Source organism: Nonomuraea sp. AD125B, from assembly GCF_041402765.1.
In the GTDB taxonomy this organism is placed as follows: domain Bacteria; phylum Actinomycetota; class Actinomycetes; order Streptosporangiales; family Streptosporangiaceae; genus Nonomuraea; species Nonomuraea bangladeshensis.
The window spans coordinates 52,723-67,479 of the sequence record NZ_JBGLOU010000003.1; the positions used below are offsets into that span (position 1 = coordinate 52,723).

Sequence of the window (14,757 nt, forward strand, 5' to 3'; positions counted from 1 at the left end):
GGGGATCAAACTGATGGGGCAGGACAGGCCGGAGTCATCCCTGGGCAGCCGCTACACGCTGCTCGACGAGATCGGCGCCGGACCGCCTCCGCCCAGCGCCCCACGACCGACCCGCCCACCGAGGCCGTACGCACCCCCCGCTCCGTCCACTCGCCGCCCGTGACCGAGGACCCCGTGGAAGACGCCGAGCCGCCCAGCCGGCCCGACACGTCCCCCCAGTGGAAATGCCGCTCCTGGGGGCGGACGGCGGACGGCGTCGAGATGTCGCCGTGCGTGGCCCTGGTCGACGGCGTCTTCCACCTGCGGGGCCGGGTCCGCGGCGCGAACGCCGCCGGCTCCGACATCCATGTCCAGCTCTACGACACGGACGCGGAGACCAACGCCTCGGAGCCGTTCATCTGCACCGGCGTCTCCCCCGCGACCGCCGGCGGGGTGGCGACGTGCGGGCCGTTCCAGGTCAAGGCCCAGTCCGGCGGCGCGAAGCTGGACGTACGCCAGCGCTGGCGGCGGACCGGCACCAGCACGTTCGGCGGCGGTCTGGAGAGCCCCTGGGTGCTCTGGTAGGGAGCCCGCTTTGCCCTGCGTTGGGGCTGTTTTGGTTTGTTGTTGACACTCCGGGTAGCCGCAAGCGACATCAGTCGCACGAGGAGGCATCCCATGAGCGAGTATCCGACGGGGACCGGGCGACCGGCCTCTCCGCAGGAAGGAACGCTCCAACAGGGCAAGGACGCCGCCCGCGAGGTGGCAGGCACCGCCGTGGAACGCACGGCGCAGGTCGCGGACGAGGCCAGGCACCAGGCCCGCCGCGCCGTGAACGAGCTGCGCAACCGGGTGCGCGAGCAGTCCGATCACCAGAGCCAGCGCGCCGCCCAGAGCCTGCGGCAGTGGTCCGAGGACCTGTCGTCCCTGCAGGAGCACGCCAAGCCCGACTCCCCGGTCACCGGCGTCGTACGCCAGATCGCCGGCCAGGGCCACCGCGCCGCCGACTACCTGGACCGCAACGGCCTGACCGGGATGGTCAACGACGTGCAGAGCTTCGCCCGCCGCCGCCCCGGCGCGTTCCTCGCGGGGGCGCTGGCCGCGGGCTTCCTGGTGGGCCGGATCATGAAGGCCGCGAACGAGAGCCCGGAGACGACGTCCGGTCCCGGGCAGCGGTCCCCGCTGTCCTCCGCCGACACCGTGCCGAGCGGCCCCGCCCCGGTCGCCCCGCCCGCGCCCGTCGCCCCGCCCGCGCCGGTCGGCGACGCGTTCTCCGCCCGCGAGGAGACCATGCCCGTGGTCCCGCCCGCGTACGAGGAGCCGGGACCGGCGGTGCCCGGCCCGGAAGAGCCGCGGCAGGTGCCGCCGCGCTCCACTCCCCCCACCTACGGCACCGGGAGTGACCTGCCATGACCGTGCAACCGGAGGAACCGACGATCGGCCAGTTGGTCGGCGAGATCGGCGAGGACATCTCCAAACTGTTCCGCCAGGAGGTGGCGCTGGCCAAGGCGGAGATCCGCGAGGAGGCCACCAAGGCGGGCAAGGCCGCCGGGCTGCTCGGCGGCGCCGGGTTCGCCGCCTCCATGACGGCGCTGCTGCTGACCCTGGCCGTCATGTTCGGCCTGGGGAACGTCATGGACCTGGGCTGGGCGGCGTTCATCGTCGCGGTGATCTGGGCGATCGCCGGCGGCGTGATGTACACGACCGGACGCAACAGGATGCGTGAGGTCGAACCCAAGCCCGAGCAGACCATCGAGACGCTCAAGGAGGACGTGCAGTGGGCACGCGACCTGAGGAAATGAGAAGCGAGATCGCGGCCACGCGCGCCGAGCTGGCCGCCGACGTCGACCGGCTGGCCGACCGGACGAGCCCGTCCCGCATCGCGCGGCGGCGGACCGAGGGCGTACGGCGGGCCGCGCGCACGTTCCGCGAGCGGGTCATGGGCACGCCGGCCCACGCCGCCGACCGGGTACGCGAGAGCGCGCACCAGGGTGCGGGCAGCGTGGCCCACGGCGCGCACCAGGCCGCGCAGACGGTCAGGGAGGGCTCGCAGCAGGCGGCCGACACCGTACGGCACGGCGCCCATCAGGCCGCCGAGGCGGTACGGGCCGCGCCGGAGCAGGCGATGCGCGGCACGCAGGGCAACCCGCTGGCCGCCGGGCTGATCGCGTTCGGCGCGGGGCTGCTGGCCGCCGCGCTCATCCCGCGTACGCAGGCCGAGGAGCAGGCCGTCGGCCAGCTCCGCGAGCAGGTCGGCGACGTGCTGGAGCCGGTCAGGGAGGCCGGGATGGAGAGCGTGCGGCAGCTCGGCCAGGAGGCCAAGGAGGTGGCCGGCCAGGCCGCGCAGCAGGTGCGGGAGACCGCCGCCGAGGCCGCCGGCGACACCGCGCAGCACGCGCGCGAGCAGGCCCGCCAGGTCACCGACCACCGCTGAGGCGGCTGATCGAACAGAGACGGCCCCGTGGTCACGGGGCCGTCTCTGTGCCTATTCGCACCGATAGCCGCGGTCGTCCCAGCAGGAGTCGGCCGCGGCCGCGACGACCCGCAGGCCCTCTCGTCCGGTCTCTTCGAACGCGATCCCGACGAGCCGTTGGTCCACCTGGTGGACGAGTTGGAATCTGCAGCGTGGAGTGCTGCAGGTCTGCGAGGCCGGCGACCACCCCGCCTTGACGAACGCCTGCCACAACTGATCGCGTCGGAGTTCCGGGTCCACCAGGACGGACAGTGAGGCGCCGTTGTCGGCGGAGTCGCATCCGTTCCACTCGTCGACGCTCACGCGCCTGCCCGACGGCAGAACAGCGCTGACCGCCTTCAGATAGAGGGCGTTCTCCCGGTTCGCCCGGTCAATGCACACCTGGCCGCCGCCGTACATGGCCTCGTGGCCGGGGGCGCAGCCGATCAGACTGCCTCCCAGAAGCATCACGACGCTTATCGAGCGAGGTAATCCCATACGTCGATTAGATCATCCAAGCGGCTGCAAGCCGCGGGCAATCGGGACGCAAGACGCCGGCCGTAAGGTCGGGCCGTGTACAGACGACTGGTTCTCGGCGGCGCCGCGCTCGCGGTGGCCGCGACGACGACGCTCACCACCGCCGGCCCCGCCTCCGCCGCCCCTGCCACCACCGCCGCCGCGCCCGCCGGAGTGGCGAACAAGCTGTTCCGCGCCTGGCTGGCCGCCGACCGCGCGGCCGCCGCGAAGGTGGCCACCCCGGCCGCGGTCGCCACGATCTTCGGCTACCCCTACCGCGCGCCCGACCGCTTCGCCGGCTGCTCCGGCGCGGTGTGCCGGTTCACGCACACGAGCGTGCGCGTGCCCGGCGGGCTGGACGGCATCGCGATGGTGGTGACCGGCTCCAAGGTCACGAAGGTCTACCAGTCGCGGCACGTCACCAAGCCGTCCACGGCGGCGACGCGGCTCTTCGCCGCCTGGCGGCGCGGCGACCGCTACAGCGCCCTTGAGATCGCCTCCACGGGCGCGGTGAAGACGCTGTTCAAGGTCAAGTACGACCCGCGCGGCGTCGCCTACCACTTCCAGGGGTGCACGGCCGAGCCCAAGGGGTCCGCGTGCGCCTACTCGTACGAGGGCGGCGCGATGCTGATGCACGTGCGCGGCACCCGGGCAAGCGGCTACGAGGTGAGCTCGATCAGCTACCTCGCCGACTGATCGAGGTGTGAACGCCCCGGCCCGTGGTAGGCGAGAAGCGGATCTCGACACGGGAGGCGACATGGCCAAGGGGCTCTTGACCGACGAGGACATCGACACCGCGCTCGCGGCGCTGGAGGGCTGGCGCCGCGAAGGCGACGCCCTGCTCAAGGACGTGCCGGTGACGCCGGACAGCCACGGCTGGCTGACCGAGGCGGTGATGAACGAGGCCGCCGTGCTCGACCACCATCCGGAGATCGAGCACACCTCCGACGGCATCCGGTTCCGGCTGTCCACCCACAGCGCGGGCGGGGTGACGGCCCGGGACGTCGAGTTGGCCGCCCGCATCGACCACGTCCTCGACGGCGCGGCCCCCGACCGCGGCTGAGCGAGGGGGCCGCGCCGCCCGGCGGGCGAGTCAGCGGCTGATCGCCCGCTGGTAGAGCCGCGTGGCGAGCGGCACGAACACCGCCAGCAGCACCACCGACCAGAGCAGCGAGGCCGCCACCGCGTGCCGCAGCGGCCAGACGTCGGGCACGGGCATGGCCGCGCTGGTGTTGCCGAACAGCTCGCGCGCGCCCTGGATCAGCGTGGAGACCGGGTTCCACTCGGCGATCGGCTTGAGCGGCCCCGGCAGGCGGGCGCTGTCGACGAAGGCGTTGGACAGGAAGACGATCGGGAACGAGACGATGGTGGCCACGTTGTTGAACGTCTCGGGCGTGCGCAGCGCCAGCGCGACCGTCGCGGTCACCCACGAGAAGGCGTACGAGAACAGCAGCAGCATGAGGAAGCCGAGCGCGGCCTCCCCCGGCGAGCTGTGGATCCGCCAGCCGACCAGCAGCCCGACCAGCGCCATCGTGATGACGCTGGCCAGGTTCATGATCACGTCGCTGACGGTCTGGCCGACCAGCACCGCCGAGGGCGACATCGGCAGCGTGCGGAACCGGTCGAAGATGCCCTTCTGCAGGTCCTGGGTCAGCGTGTAGCCGGTGATCTGGGAGCTCATGACGATCGTCATGACGAAGATGCCGGGGAGCAGGTATTCGCCGTAGGACATGCCGGGCAGGCTGATCATGCTGCCGAAGACGTAGGCGAACAGCAGCACGAACACGATGGGCAGCGTGATCACGCCGCCCAGCAGGTCGGGGGCGCGCCGGATCTTCAGCGCGTCCCGCCTGGCGATCGTGAGGCCGTCGGCGGCGGCGAGCCGGAGGGCGTTCATCGTACGGTCTCCTCGATCTTGCCGGTGAGGGTCAGGAACACGTCGTCCAGGGTCGGGCGGCGCAGGCCCGCGTCGCGGACGGCGATCCGTTCGGCGGCCAGCCGGGCGAGCGCCTCGGTCAGCGCCGCCGCGCCGCCGGTGACCGGGACGGTCATCCGGAGGGCGGCGGCGTCGACCTGGATGTCCTCGACGGCCAGCGGCGCCAGCGCCCGCGCGGCCGCCTCCAGGTCGGCCGTGCCGGTCACCGACAGCTCGACGCGGTCGCCGCCGATCTGGTCCTTCAGCTCGTCGGCGGTGCCGCGGGCGATCACCCGGCCCCGGTCGACGACCGCGATCCGGTCGGCGAGCCGGTCGGCCTCCTCCATGTACTGGGTGGTGAGCAGCACCGTCGCGCCCTCCGCGACGAGCTCGGCGATGACGTCCCACAGTCCCGCGCGGGCCCGGGGGTCGAGGCCGGTCGTGGGCTCGTCGAGGAACAGCACGGGCGGGCCGGCCACCAGCGCCCCGGCCAGGTCGAGCCGCCGCCGCATGCCGCCCGACCAGCCCCGCACCGGGCGGTCGGCGGCGTCGGTCAGGTCGAAGCGCTCCAGCAGCTCGCGGGCGCGCTCCCTGCTGCGCCGCGCGCCCAGGTGGTAGAGGCGGCCGACCATCTCCAGGTTCTCGGCGCCGGTGAGGTGGTCGTCCACGGCGGCGTACTGGCCGGAGGCGCCGATGCGGGCGCGCAGCCGGGCGGCGTCGCGTACGACGTCCAGCCCGGCCACCGTGGCGCGCCCGGCGTCCGGTCTTAATAAGGTCGTCAGGACCCGCACGGTCGTGGTCTTGCCCGCGCCGTTGGGCCCGAGCAGCCCGAACACCGTCCCCTCGGGCACGGCCAGGTCCAGGCCGTCGAGGGCGGTCACGTCGCCGTATCTCTTGACCAGGCCCGTGGCCGTGATCGCGTCGGTCATGGAAGCTCTCCTCCTCAGGAACGCTGGATGACGATGTCGCCGTAGGCGGTGTGGGCGCGCACCTCGACGACGTCGCCGGCCGAGCCGGGGCCGTCCGCGGCGTCCAGGCGGACGTCCACGAGGCCGTACTTGGAGCTGACGTCGAGCCAGGCGGCGCTGCCCTCGCGGATGCCGAGGTCGAGCCCGCCGCCGGTGGTCTCCATGACGACCGCGCCGGAGACCACCTCGCCGATGTTCACGCCGCCGTGCGCGGTCCTGGCGGTGACGCCGGCCAGCGCGCGGTCCACGGTCACCTCGCCGTAGGCGGTGTTGAGGCGCAGCTCGCCGGTCACCTCGCCGATGCGTACGTCGCCGTGGGCGCTCTTGACGACCGCCGTGCCGTCGATCCGGCCGAGGCGGATGTAGCCGTTGGTCGTGGTGACCTCGGCGTGCCCGGTGGCGTGGTCGACCGAGATGTCGCCGTGGGTGGACTGGAGCCGCAGGCGGCCGGCCCGCTCGACGCGGATGTCGCCGTAGGAGGTGGCGAAGGTCACCTGGCCGAGCGGCCCGCGGCAGTGCAGGCCCGCCGCCGCCTTGGCGTCCACGCGGGAGCCCGCGGGCAGGTGGATCGCCACCTGCACCGCGCCCTGGCCGTGCAGCAGCGAACGTGCCCAGTCCGCCGGCGACTCGATGAGCCTGCCGAGCGACAGCCCCCAGCCGGGCGCCGAGCTGGGCGCGGCCGGGTCGGCGCGGACGAGGAGCCGGTCGCCCGCGTGGTCGATCTGAACGTCCCGCGCGGCCTGGACGTCGGTGTCGTCGGTCTCGTCGGCCGGACGGACCTCGACGACCGTGTCCGCGCGCTCGCTCGCGCTGATCCGGACGTCCGCGGTCGGCACGTCGACGAGGACGTGGATGGGCTCGGGCGTGTCGAACGTCGGCATCACGGCTCCTGCGTGGTGGGTCGGGGTGGACATCAGCGCACCCAGCCGCTGAAGCGCCTGCCGGTCTGCGGCTGCGGCGGGCGGCCCGGCCGGCGACCAGGCGCGCCGGCGTCGAGCGCGCCGGCCACGGCCCGGACCAGCCAGGCGTTGACCGACAGCCCTTCGCGACCGGCGGCCTCCTCGATGCGCGGCTTGAGGTGCTCGGGTACCCGGAGCGAGATCCGGGAGGTGCCGCCTTCGTCGGCGTCGGGCGGCGCCGGCGTCACGGGCGGGCGGGGGGGAACGCCGTCCTCCTCGTACGGTCCGCCGCCGCTGCCGGGCGGTGGCGTCACGACGAAATCGGGGTCGCGCCCGCGCAGGCGCACCTCGACCGCGCCGGGCGCGAGGTCGCGGGTGATCTCGTCCGCGGCGGCGGACAACGCTTCGAGCAGCGCGAGCCTGGCGGCCGGTTCGAGCGCGGCGGAGAGGCGTTCGGCCAGCGCGCGCGTCTCCTCACCGCCCGCCCCTGCGGCGCCGGCCAGCTCGCGGCGAAGTCGGTCGACATACGGAGCCAGATCCATGACGTCACTATGACACCACGATGGCGTCACCACAACCCGTCCTGGCGGCACAAGGTGACGTCACTCGTCTGAAGGCATGCTTCAGCTGCTTTCCTGCCGATGGATCAGGGTTACTGCTCGCCCGCGCGGCGGGCCGGAACGGGCGGCGGACCGGCGGTGCCGTCCGTGAAGCGGCCGGGGCGGAAGGGGGCGAGCAGCGCCGACTCCGCGCCGTACAGCTCGCCGGCGACCTCCCGCCCGAGCAGCGGGGCGAGGGTGACGCCACTGTGGGTGGCCACGGTGTACACGCGCCCCGCCGGGTCGGCGAAGCCCGCCACCGTCAGCCCGTCGCCAGGAAGAGCGCGCTGCCCCACGACCGCCCGCTCGGCCGTGACCCCCTCGGTGGCGTGCAGCGCGGCCGGCAGCCTGGCCAGCATCGTGTCCCGGACGTCGGCCGGCACCGGCGCGGCCGGATCGGCCCGGTCGTCCAGCCCCAGGGCCTGGAGCAGGAGCCGCCCGGCTCCGTCGGGGCGCATGTTGAGCCCGGAGGTGGTGACCATCCGGGACAGGCGGGCCGGCACCGGGGCCGTGGTGACCAGGAAGCCGTTGGTGAGGCGGCCTGAAGTGGCCGGGTCCAGCATGGGCACGTACGCGCCGGCCAGCGCCGCCACTCCCTGCGTCCAGCGCCCGGCGCAGGTCACCACGGCGTCGCCGTCGAACGAGCGGCCGCCGGTCACGGTCACCTTCACCCCGGACGCCGACGCCTCGATCGCCGTGACCTCGGCGCCGTACTCGACCGCCGCCCCGCCGTCGCGGGCCTCGCCCAGGAGCCGCCCGATCAGCCGCATCGGGTGGACGTGCGCCTCGCCGGGGAAGAACGCGTACTCGGCGCCGGGGGGCCGGACCAGGTCGGGCTCCAGCTCGCCGGCCCGTGCCGCGGTCACCCGTTCCACCGGGTAGCCGAGGGACGCCAGTCGCGCCACCCGCGCCTCCAGCAGCTCCTTGTGCTCGTCGGTCGTCGCGCGTTCGAGGTGGCCGGTGGGGAAGAGCCACGGGCCCGGCAGCTCGTGGTGCGCCAGGACCCCGGCGTGGTTGAGTCGGAAGTACTCCTCAAGCCGCTTGTTGTTGGCGTTGACCCAGGCCATGGAGGTGGCGGAGGTGCCCGATCCCGGGGTGCGCGCCTCCAGGACGGTGACCCGCGCGCCGCGCCGGGTCAGCCCCGCAGCGACCGCCGATCCCACGACCCCCGCGCCGATGACGACGACTCGCACGCCGGCCCCTCCTCCCGTACGTGCCGGGCTCTCTCGTCAGGATGGCACGTACCGGTGCGGTTGCCCATCCCCGGCGGCTCCAGGGGCGGTGAGCTCGGCCAGGACGGCGTGGACGTCCGCGACCATCGCGGCGCGGGAGGGGCCGTCGCGGAAGCCCTCGACGGGCGTGACGATCAGGTGGTGGGCCTCCTCGGCGAGCGGCGAGGAGCGCAGGTCGGTCAGGACGCAGACGGTGGCGCCGCGCTCCCTGCCCAGCCGGGTCAGGCCGCGCAGCCCGCGGACCGGGCGCCAGAGGTGGAGCACGACCAGGCAGTCGCCCGCCTGCAGCTGGGACACCTGGACGGCCTGGGCGGTCGTCGAGCCGAGGGCGAGCCGGACGTCGTGCCCCAGGGTGAGCCCGCGGCGGCCGAGGACGCGCGCCGGCCCGGAGCCGCCGCCGCAGCCGATGACGACGGTACGCCGGGCCGCCCCGATGGCCTGGGCGGTCGCGCGGATGGCGCCACGACGGCGGGGGTCGGCGGGGTCCGTCAGCGCGGCGGGTTCGGCCGGTCCCGTCTCGATCGACACTGTGCCTTCTTCTCCGTATTGCAGCATTGCGGTAAGACACGCCGGGATCACCCAGCGTTGGGGGAATTCTGCCAGTTCGCACCCCGCCGCACGCCGGAGATCGCCAAGACGGGCCGGGAGTCAGGCCGAGCAGGCGGGCGGCGCCGTGCGCGAGGATCCATGTCCTCATTCGTCGCGTGGGCGCCCGCCGAGGGGAATGCGGTCGTCCCGGATGCGGTCCCATCCCTCCGGGCTGAGCGCGTACGCGGTGACGCTGCCCGTCGCGAAGCGCCGCCAGGCGCGCGGGCGGGCGAGCACCAGCCCGGACACGGCGGCCAGCAGCAGCGCGGCCCGCGCGTCGGGGCCGGGCGTCAGCTCCTCCGCGCTGCCCGCGTAGCCGCCGCGGCGCAGCAGCGCGGCGGCGAGCTCGCCGAGCACGGCCCGCCGCCGCCCGGTGTGCTCGGCCGCGCCCAGCACCGCGAGCAGCAGCTGATGGGTGGCCACCCCTGCCCTGCCCGCCGGCTGCGGGGACGGGGTCCGGCCGCGGGCGAGGTCCAGCAGCGGCGTCACCAGGTCGACCCCGGACAGCAGCGCGTTGACCGGCTCGACCAGCCGTGGGTTCACGTCGATGACCACGGGGCCGTCGGCGGTCAGGATGACGTCGGCCGACAGCGCGCCGTGCCAGCGGAGGCCGCCGCCGAGCCGCCGTATCTGCGCTTCCGCCTCGGGCAGGCGCAGGCCGAGCTTGCGGCTCGCGCCGCCGCGCGATCCCTCGCCGGTGCGGCGGCAGGCGTGGAAGGCGACCAGCTCCCCTGCGGCGAAGACCGCCTGCGTCATCACCAGCGGCCCGCGCGCCTCCTGCTGGATCAGCCGGCGCTCCCCTTCCGGCCAGGTCAGGTCCGCGAGGCTCGCGGGCCCGGCCAGGCGGATCACGCCGCTGGAGGCCGTGCCGACCGGCCGCTTGAGATAGGCGGGGTACGCCTCCCACGCGGCGGCCCGCGCCGGGCCGGACACCACGGCCGACGGCGGCTGCGGCACCCCCGCCGCCTCCAGCGTGGCGTACGCCGTCACCTTGTCCTGCACGGCGGCGAGCGCCGGGAACGGCGGCGCCGCCGTGGCCACGCCCCGCGCGCGCAGGCGCCCGGCCGCCGCGGACAGCACGCTCACCTGCTCCTGCGTGGGCAGCAGCACGTCGAAGCCGCCCTCGTCGTAGATCGTGAGGGCGGACTCCAGCCAGGCGAACGGGTCGTCGCCGAAGGCGGGCACCCGGTGCACGCGCCGGACGTGCCGGGTGAAGGCGCACACGCACAGGGGGTCGGGCGACAGCGCCTCCACCCGGTGGCCGGCGCGCGACAGCACGGTGGCGCACTGCCGCGAGGTCAGCCCCGACCCGTCCGACAACAGGATCCGCATGACGCCTCCCGTTTGTGTATGACGTAAGCGTACGTCATACACTTATGGAATGGGACGTCCCGCGCAGATCAGTCGCTCCGCCGTCGTGGCCGCCGCGATGGCGGTCGCCGACGAGCACGGCCTCGCCGGGCTCACCATGCCGGCCGTCGCCGCCCGTCTCGGCGTCACGACCATGGCGCTCTACCGGCACGTGGCGAGCAAGGACGACCTGCTCGACGCGCTCGTGGAGGCGCTGCTCCCCCCGCTGCCCCCGGAGCAGGCGTCCTGGCGGGAGCGGCTGGGCGCGATGGCCGCCGCGATCCGCGATACCGCGGCCCGCCATCCGGCGATCTTCCCGCTGCTGCTCCAGCGCCCGGCGGCGACCGAGCGGTCCCGCGAGATCCGCGACGGCGTCGTGGCGGCGCTGCGGCAGGCCGGGCTCGCGCCCGACCGGGCCGCCCGCGCCGAGCGGCTGATCAGCACCGCCGTCCTGGGCTACGCCGCCGGCGAGGCCGCCGGCCGCTTCGACCACCACGACCGGCACGTACGCGACGAGGACTTCGCCTGCCTGCTCGCCGCCATCGACACCCTCATCGAAGGCGGCGGGCCAGCCTCCGGCCCAGCCGCTGGCCGGGCAGTTCCAGGAAGCGGTGGCTGAGCCAGCTCAGCGGCAGCAGCAGGGCGAGCACGAGCGCGCCGACGCCGAGCTGCGCGCCCGCCGGGGCCCACCGCATCTCCCCTAGCACCGCCATGAGGACCAGCAGCAGCGGCAGGTGCACCAGGTAGAGCGAGTAGCTGACGACGCCGAGCCCGGTCAGCGCGGCGGGCAGCCGCCGGCCGCGCAGCGCCATGGCCGCGCCGAAGGTCGCGGCGGCCAGTACGACGGTCAGGATCCACACCGGCGGACGCACCCACCACCAGCCGGCGCTGAGCGCCCACACGGGCGTCGCGGCCACCAGCGCCGCCGCGACGCCGACCGGCCACAGCCGGCCCTGGCCGCGTTCCCATCGGTGGATGGCGGTGCCGGCGAACATCACCGCCACGATCGCCGCCCCGAACCACGGCACCCGGCTGCTGAAAAGCAGCAGCGCCAGCGCCATGACCCCCAGCGCCACGCTCGCGCCGCGCACCGCCCGCCCGGCCAGCACGCAGGCCAGCCCGGCGGCGAACACGGCCAGCGACACCCACGACAGCCACGCCCCCGACAGCGGCGGCGCGGCCCACGCCAGGCCGGTCACCGCCGCCGCCACGGCCGGCAGCACCGGCAGCACGCCCCGCCCGTCGCGTACGCCGAGCACGAACAGCGCCGCCGCGAGCAGGTAGAACACCATCTCGTACGAGAGCGTCCACATGGTGTTGAGCACCCCGGCCGACCCGACGGCGTCGAGCAGCATCGTCGCGTGCGCGGCCACCGCCGAGCCGTCGCGCGGCACCTCGGCGCGGACCGCGACCCACGGCGAGAGCGCCAGCGTCAGCACGATCGCCGCCAGGTAGAGCGGGTAGAGCCGGAAGACGCGGCCGATCCAGAACACCCGCACGTCGCCGTGCCGCTCCAGCGAGTGCGGGATGATGTAGCCGCTGACCAGGAAGAACACCAGCACGCCGTAGATGCCGAGATTGATCGCGGTGGGCCGCAGCCAGGGGATGGCCCACGTCGTCAGGTGCTCCCCCACCACCGCCAGGGCGCCGAGGCCGCGCAGCGCGTCCAGCCAGTCGAGCCGGGTCGTCTCCGTGCGGGCGGCGGTGGAAGCGGGGGCGGCGACCATGAACTCCAACGTATCGGAACATCCTGGCAGCCCGCCCTCGATGCGGAACCGGAAGCACAACGTCCGGAATGGGGCCTAGGGTCGGGGCTCATGGACGAGTTTCGCGAGCGGGACCTCTCCGCGGCGCGCTTCGAGCGCGTGAACCTCCAGGACGCCACCTTCTACCGGGTGGACCTGGTCGACGCCCGGATGCACAGGATCGATCTCACCGGGGCCGACCTCCGCGGCGTGCTGTTCCGGCGGACCCGCCTGCGCGGCGTCGAGCTGATCGACGTCGAGATCGCCGGCGAGCTGAGCAACGTCGTCGTGAACGGCGTCGACATCGCCCCGCTGGTCGAGGCCGAGCTCAACCGGCGCATGCCGGACCGGGCGAAGATGCGCCCCGACGACCCCGCCGGCTTCCGCGAGGCGTGGGCGATCCTGGAGCGGCTGTGGGAGGGCACGCTCGCGCGGGCCCGTACATTCCCGGAGGCCGCGCTGCACCGCGGCGTCGATGACGAGTGGTCGTTCATCCAGACCCTGCGGCACCTGAACTTCGCCTCCGCCGCCTGGGCGGGCCGGATGGTCCTCGGCGACCCCTCGCCCTGGCATCCGCTCGACCTGCCCTGGGACGAGGCGCCCCGGTGGGACGACATCCCGTGGGAGCGCGACCTGCGCCCCTCGCTCGACGAGGTGCTCGCCGTCCGCCGCGAGCGGCAGGCCATGGTGCGCGGCGTCCTGGACGCGCTCACCGACGAGCGGCTGGCCGCCGAGGTGACCCGCACCGAGCCCGGCTGGCCGCGACTCGAACGTTTCCCCGTCAAGGAATGCCTCCACATCATCCTCCGCGAGGAGTGGGAGCACCGGCTCTACGCCGAACGCGATCTGAACGCCCTGAAGAACGCACTGGAGAAGGAAGACTGACCGTGGACATCTTGCTCATCGGCGGCCTCTGGCTCGACGCCTCCGCCTGGGACGACGTCGTGCCCGAGCTGGCCGCGCTCGGCCACCGCCCGGTGCCGGTCGCCCTGCCCGGCCAGGGCGACGGCTCGGCCTCGGCCACGCTCGGCGACCAGGTGGCGGCCGTGCTCGCCGCCCTGGACGCGGCCTCCGGCGAGGTCATGGTGGTGGGGCACTCGGCCGCGTGCAGCCTGGCGTGGCTGGCCGCCGACGCGCGGCCCGCGCGGATCGCCAAGGTGGCCCTGGTCGGCGGCTTCCCGGCCGCCGACGGGGCCGCGTACGCGGACTTCTTCGAGGTGACGGACGGCGTCATGCCCTTCCCCGGGTGGGAGCCGTTCGAGGGGGCCGACTCGGCCGACCTCGACGAGGACGCCAGGCGGGCCTTCGCCGCCGCCGCGATCCCCGTGCCCGAGGGGGTCGCCAGGGGCGTCGTACGGCTGACCGACGAGCGCCGTCACGACGTGCCCGTGGTCGTCGTGTGCCCCGAGTTCGGGCCGGCCGAGGCGAAGGCGTGGATCGACGCCGGGGACGTGCCCGAGCTGGCGCGGGCCAGGAACGTCACGTTCGCCGACCTCGACTCCGGGCACTGGCCCATGCTGACCCGGCCGCGCGAGCTCGCCCGCCTGCTCGCCGCGGAGGCCGGCTGAGCGTCAAGCGGGCGGCCGAGCGTCAAACGGGCGGGTGAGCGGCGGCGACGAGGGCCTCGGCGGCGGGGTGCCAGGGGCGGCCGGGCGGGCCGCTGAGCACGAGCCTCCTGGTGACCCGCTGGTCGAGCGGCACCAGGACGAGCCGCGCGTCCAGCATCGCCGCGGTGAGACCGGGCACCAGGGTCACCCCGACGCCGCTGCGGACCATGGCGAGCAGCGTGCCCAGCTCCCTGATCCGGTGCGCGGGCGCGAACGGCGTCCGCCCCTGACGGAAGACCTCCCTGACGTGCGACTCGCAGCCGCCCCGGGACAGCAGGAAGGGGTCGTCCTCCAGGTCCGCGACGCTGATCGACGCCTCCCCCGCGAGCGGGTGGTCGCGGCGGAGCAGGGCGTGAAAGGCGTCCACGCCGACGACCACCCCGCTGCCCGGCGGCGGGTCGACGAGCACGGCGAGCTCGACGGCGGAGCCCGCGAGCCAGCCGGCGACCTCGTCGTCCTCGCCCTCGAACACGGTGATCTCGACCTCGGGGAAGTCGGCCTTCCACCGGTTGAGCAGCCCGGGAAGCAGCCCCTGGCACACGGACGGCGGGGCGCCCAGCCTGATGGCCCCGCGCGGCACGCCGTCGCGCAGGGCCACGAGGTCGTCGATGGCGACGGCCGCCGCGACCGCGGCCCGCGCGTGCGCGAGGATCCGCTCACCGAACGCCGTGGGCCGCGGCGGGCCCTGGCGGAGCAGCACCGGGGCCTTGAGCGCGCGTTCCAGCGCGGTGACGGCGTGCGAGACGGCCGACTGGCTCACCCCGAGGGCGTCGGCCGCGGCGCTGAAGCCGCCTTCGTCGAGCACCGCCACGAAGGCCCGCAGCTGGGCCAGGTGCACCGTCATGAGCTTCCTTCATAGGGTCGGCGGGCCGGCTTGTTGGACTCATGCTCCCCTCCTGAGCAGGAT

The 14,757-nt window shown here is 74.5% G+C and carries 19 protein-coding genes; 9 read left to right on the forward strand and 10 right to left on the reverse strand.

Features of this window, described 5'->3' with window-relative positions; translation table 11 throughout:
• Nucleotides 1–159: 159 nt before the first annotated feature.
• From ACBR40_RS09580 to ACBR40_RS09595, 4 genes are all read left to right on the forward strand, one after another.
• On the forward strand, nt 160–564 hold the full coding sequence (locus ACBR40_RS09580) for a hypothetical protein (protein ID WP_371248392.1): 405 nt from the start codon (nt 160–162) through the stop codon (nt 562–564).
• 93 nt (nt 565–657) lie between these two features.
• Entirely contained in the window at nt 658–1,392 is a 735-nt protein-coding gene (locus ACBR40_RS09585; RefSeq protein ID WP_344207000.1) for a hypothetical protein, read from the forward strand.
• Nucleotides 1,389–1,781 carry a phage holin family protein gene (locus tag ACBR40_RS09590; RefSeq protein ID WP_344206999.1) on the forward strand — a complete coding sequence of 131 codons (393 nt, stop codon included), beginning with the start codon at nt 1,389–1,391 and terminating at the stop codon, nt 1,779–1,781. The genes ACBR40_RS09585 and ACBR40_RS09590 overlap by 4 nt, the downstream gene beginning before the upstream one ends.
• Nucleotides 1,778–2,413, forward strand: a complete 636-nt coding sequence (locus ACBR40_RS09595) for a DUF3618 domain-containing protein (RefSeq protein WP_344206998.1) — start codon at nt 1,778–1,780, stop codon at nt 2,411–2,413. The genes ACBR40_RS09590 and ACBR40_RS09595 overlap by 4 nt, the downstream gene beginning before the upstream one ends.
• Before the next feature lie 51 nt (nt 2,414–2,464).
• On the opposite strand, the gene ACBR40_RS09600 is transcribed toward ACBR40_RS09595, so the two are convergent.
• Nucleotides 2,465–2,899 carry a hypothetical protein gene (locus tag ACBR40_RS09600; RefSeq protein WP_371248393.1) on the reverse strand — a complete coding sequence of 145 codons (435 nt, stop codon included), beginning with the start codon at nt 2,897–2,899 and terminating at the stop codon, nt 2,465–2,467.
• Nucleotides 2,900–3,004: 105 nt separating this feature from the next.
• Between ACBR40_RS09600 and ACBR40_RS09605 the strand changes: the two genes are divergently transcribed.
• Together ACBR40_RS09605 and ACBR40_RS09610 are read left to right on the forward strand one after the other, a co-directional pair.
• The gene (locus tag ACBR40_RS09605; protein WP_371248394.1) at nt 3,005–3,643 is read left to right on the forward strand and encodes a hypothetical protein; all 639 of its coding nucleotides are present in this window, start codon (nt 3,005–3,007) and stop codon (nt 3,641–3,643) included.
• Nucleotides 3,644–3,704: 61 nt separating this feature from the next.
• Nucleotides 3,705–4,010 (forward strand): 4a-hydroxytetrahydrobiopterin dehydratase, encoded by a 306-nt coding sequence (locus ACBR40_RS09610; protein ID WP_344206994.1) that lies wholly within the window; start codon nt 3,705–3,707, stop codon nt 4,008–4,010.
• A gap of 30 nt (nt 4,011–4,040) precedes the next feature.
• Here the strand turns inward: ACBR40_RS09610 and ACBR40_RS09615 are convergent, their stop codons facing one another.
• The 7 genes from ACBR40_RS09615 to ACBR40_RS09645 form a co-directional block, all read right to left on the reverse strand.
• Nucleotides 4,041–4,844, reverse strand: a complete 804-nt coding sequence (locus tag ACBR40_RS09615; protein WP_364460182.1) for an ABC transporter permease — start codon at nt 4,842–4,844, stop codon at nt 4,041–4,043.
• Nucleotides 4,841–5,791, reverse strand: coding sequence for an ATP-binding cassette domain-containing protein (locus ACBR40_RS09620; protein ID WP_371248395.1), 951 nt, complete (start codon nt 5,789–5,791; stop codon nt 4,841–4,843). Before ACBR40_RS09620 ends, ACBR40_RS09615 begins: the two co-directional genes overlap by 4 nt.
• A 14-nt stretch (nt 5,792–5,805) precedes the next feature.
• Nucleotides 5,806–6,711, reverse strand: a complete 906-nt coding sequence (locus tag ACBR40_RS09625; protein ID WP_371248396.1) for a DUF4097 domain-containing protein — start codon at nt 6,709–6,711, stop codon at nt 5,806–5,808.
• Nucleotides 6,712–6,743: 32 nt separating this feature from the next.
• Nucleotides 6,744–7,271, reverse strand: a complete 528-nt coding sequence (locus tag ACBR40_RS09630; protein ID WP_371248397.1) for a hypothetical protein — start codon at nt 7,269–7,271, stop codon at nt 6,744–6,746.
• Between the two features lie 110 nt (nt 7,272–7,381).
• Nucleotides 7,382–8,521, reverse strand: a complete 1,140-nt coding sequence (locus ACBR40_RS09635; RefSeq protein WP_371248398.1) for an NAD(P)/FAD-dependent oxidoreductase — start codon at nt 8,519–8,521, stop codon at nt 7,382–7,384.
• 36 nt (nt 8,522–8,557) lie between these two features.
• The gene (locus ACBR40_RS09640) at nt 8,558–9,088 is read right to left on the reverse strand and encodes a MurR/RpiR family transcriptional regulator (RefSeq protein WP_371248399.1); all 531 of its coding nucleotides are present in this window, start codon (nt 9,086–9,088) and stop codon (nt 8,558–8,560) included.
• A 165-nt stretch (nt 9,089–9,253) separates the two neighbouring features.
• Nucleotides 9,254–10,480 (reverse strand): hypothetical protein, encoded by a 1,227-nt coding sequence (locus ACBR40_RS09645; RefSeq protein WP_371248400.1) that lies wholly within the window; start codon nt 10,478–10,480, stop codon nt 9,254–9,256.
• Nucleotides 10,481–10,529: 49 nt separating this feature from the next.
• Between ACBR40_RS09645 and ACBR40_RS09650 the strand changes: the two genes are divergently transcribed.
• Nucleotides 10,530–11,117, forward strand: a complete 588-nt coding sequence (locus ACBR40_RS09650; protein WP_371248401.1) for a TetR/AcrR family transcriptional regulator — start codon at nt 10,530–10,532, stop codon at nt 11,115–11,117.
• Here the strand turns inward: ACBR40_RS09650 and ACBR40_RS09655 are convergent.
• A complete protein-coding gene (locus ACBR40_RS09655) occupies nt 11,050–12,225 on the reverse strand; it encodes an acyltransferase family protein (protein ID WP_371248402.1) in 1,176 nt (391 codons plus the stop codon). The two genes, ACBR40_RS09650 and ACBR40_RS09655, sit on opposite strands and share 68 nt — an antisense overlap.
• A 90-nt stretch (nt 12,226–12,315) precedes the next feature.
• Between ACBR40_RS09655 and ACBR40_RS09660 the strand changes: the two genes are divergently transcribed.
• Nucleotides 12,316–13,128, forward strand: a complete 813-nt coding sequence (locus tag ACBR40_RS09660) for a DinB family protein (protein WP_371248403.1) — start codon at nt 12,316–12,318, stop codon at nt 13,126–13,128.
• A 2-nt stretch (nt 13,129–13,130) separates the two neighbouring features.
• Nucleotides 13,131–13,811 (forward strand): alpha/beta fold hydrolase, encoded by a 681-nt coding sequence (locus ACBR40_RS09665; RefSeq protein ID WP_371248404.1) that lies wholly within the window; start codon nt 13,131–13,133, stop codon nt 13,809–13,811.
• Nucleotides 13,812–13,833: 22 nt separating this feature from the next.
• Here the strand turns inward: ACBR40_RS09665 and ACBR40_RS09670 are convergent, their stop codons facing one another.
• On the reverse strand, nt 13,834–14,694 hold the full coding sequence (locus ACBR40_RS09670; protein WP_371248405.1) for a LysR family transcriptional regulator: 861 nt from the start codon (nt 14,692–14,694) through the stop codon (nt 13,834–13,836).
• Nucleotides 14,695–14,757 lie beyond the last annotated feature (63 nt).

Coding starts and splice junctions, on each gene's coding strand:
- ACBR40_RS09585 (WP_344207000.1), top strand. CDS start 658: ATGAGCGAGTATCCGACGGGGACCGGGCGACCGGCCTCTCCGCAGGAA.
- ACBR40_RS09590 (WP_344206999.1), top strand. CDS start 1,389: ATGACCGTGCAACCGGAGGAACCGACGATCGGCCAGTTGGTCGGCGAG.
- ACBR40_RS09595 (WP_344206998.1), top strand. CDS start 1,778: ATGAGAAGCGAGATCGCGGCCACGCGCGCCGAGCTGGCCGCCGACGTC.
- ACBR40_RS09600 (WP_371248393.1), bottom strand. CDS start 2,899: ATGCTTCTGGGAGGCAGTCTGATCGGCTGCGCCCCCGGCCACGAGGCC.
- ACBR40_RS09610 (WP_344206994.1), top strand. CDS start 3,705: ATGGCCAAGGGGCTCTTGACCGACGAGGACATCGACACCGCGCTCGCG.
- ACBR40_RS09615 (WP_364460182.1), bottom strand. CDS start 4,844: ATGAACGCCCTCCGGCTCGCCGCCGCCGACGGCCTCACGATCGCCAGG.
- ACBR40_RS09620 (WP_371248395.1), bottom strand. CDS start 5,791: ATGACCGACGCGATCACGGCCACGGGCCTGGTCAAGAGATACGGCGAC.
- ACBR40_RS09625 (WP_371248396.1), bottom strand. CDS start 6,711: ATGCCGACGTTCGACACGCCCGAGCCCATCCACGTCCTCGTCGACGTG.
- ACBR40_RS09630 (WP_371248397.1), bottom strand. CDS start 7,271: ATGGATCTGGCTCCGTATGTCGACCGACTTCGCCGCGAGCTGGCCGGC.
- ACBR40_RS09645 (WP_371248400.1), bottom strand. CDS start 10,480: ATGCGGATCCTGTTGTCGGACGGGTCGGGGCTGACCTCGCGGCAGTGC.
- ACBR40_RS09650 (WP_371248401.1), top strand. CDS start 10,530: ATGGGACGTCCCGCGCAGATCAGTCGCTCCGCCGTCGTGGCCGCCGCG.
- ACBR40_RS09655 (WP_371248402.1), bottom strand. CDS start 12,225: ATGGTCGCCGCCCCCGCTTCCACCGCCGCCCGCACGGAGACGACCCGG.
- ACBR40_RS09660 (WP_371248403.1), top strand. CDS start 12,316: ATGGACGAGTTTCGCGAGCGGGACCTCTCCGCGGCGCGCTTCGAGCGC.
- ACBR40_RS09670 (WP_371248405.1), bottom strand. CDS start 14,694: ATGACGGTGCACCTGGCCCAGCTGCGGGCCTTCGTGGCGGTGCTCGAC.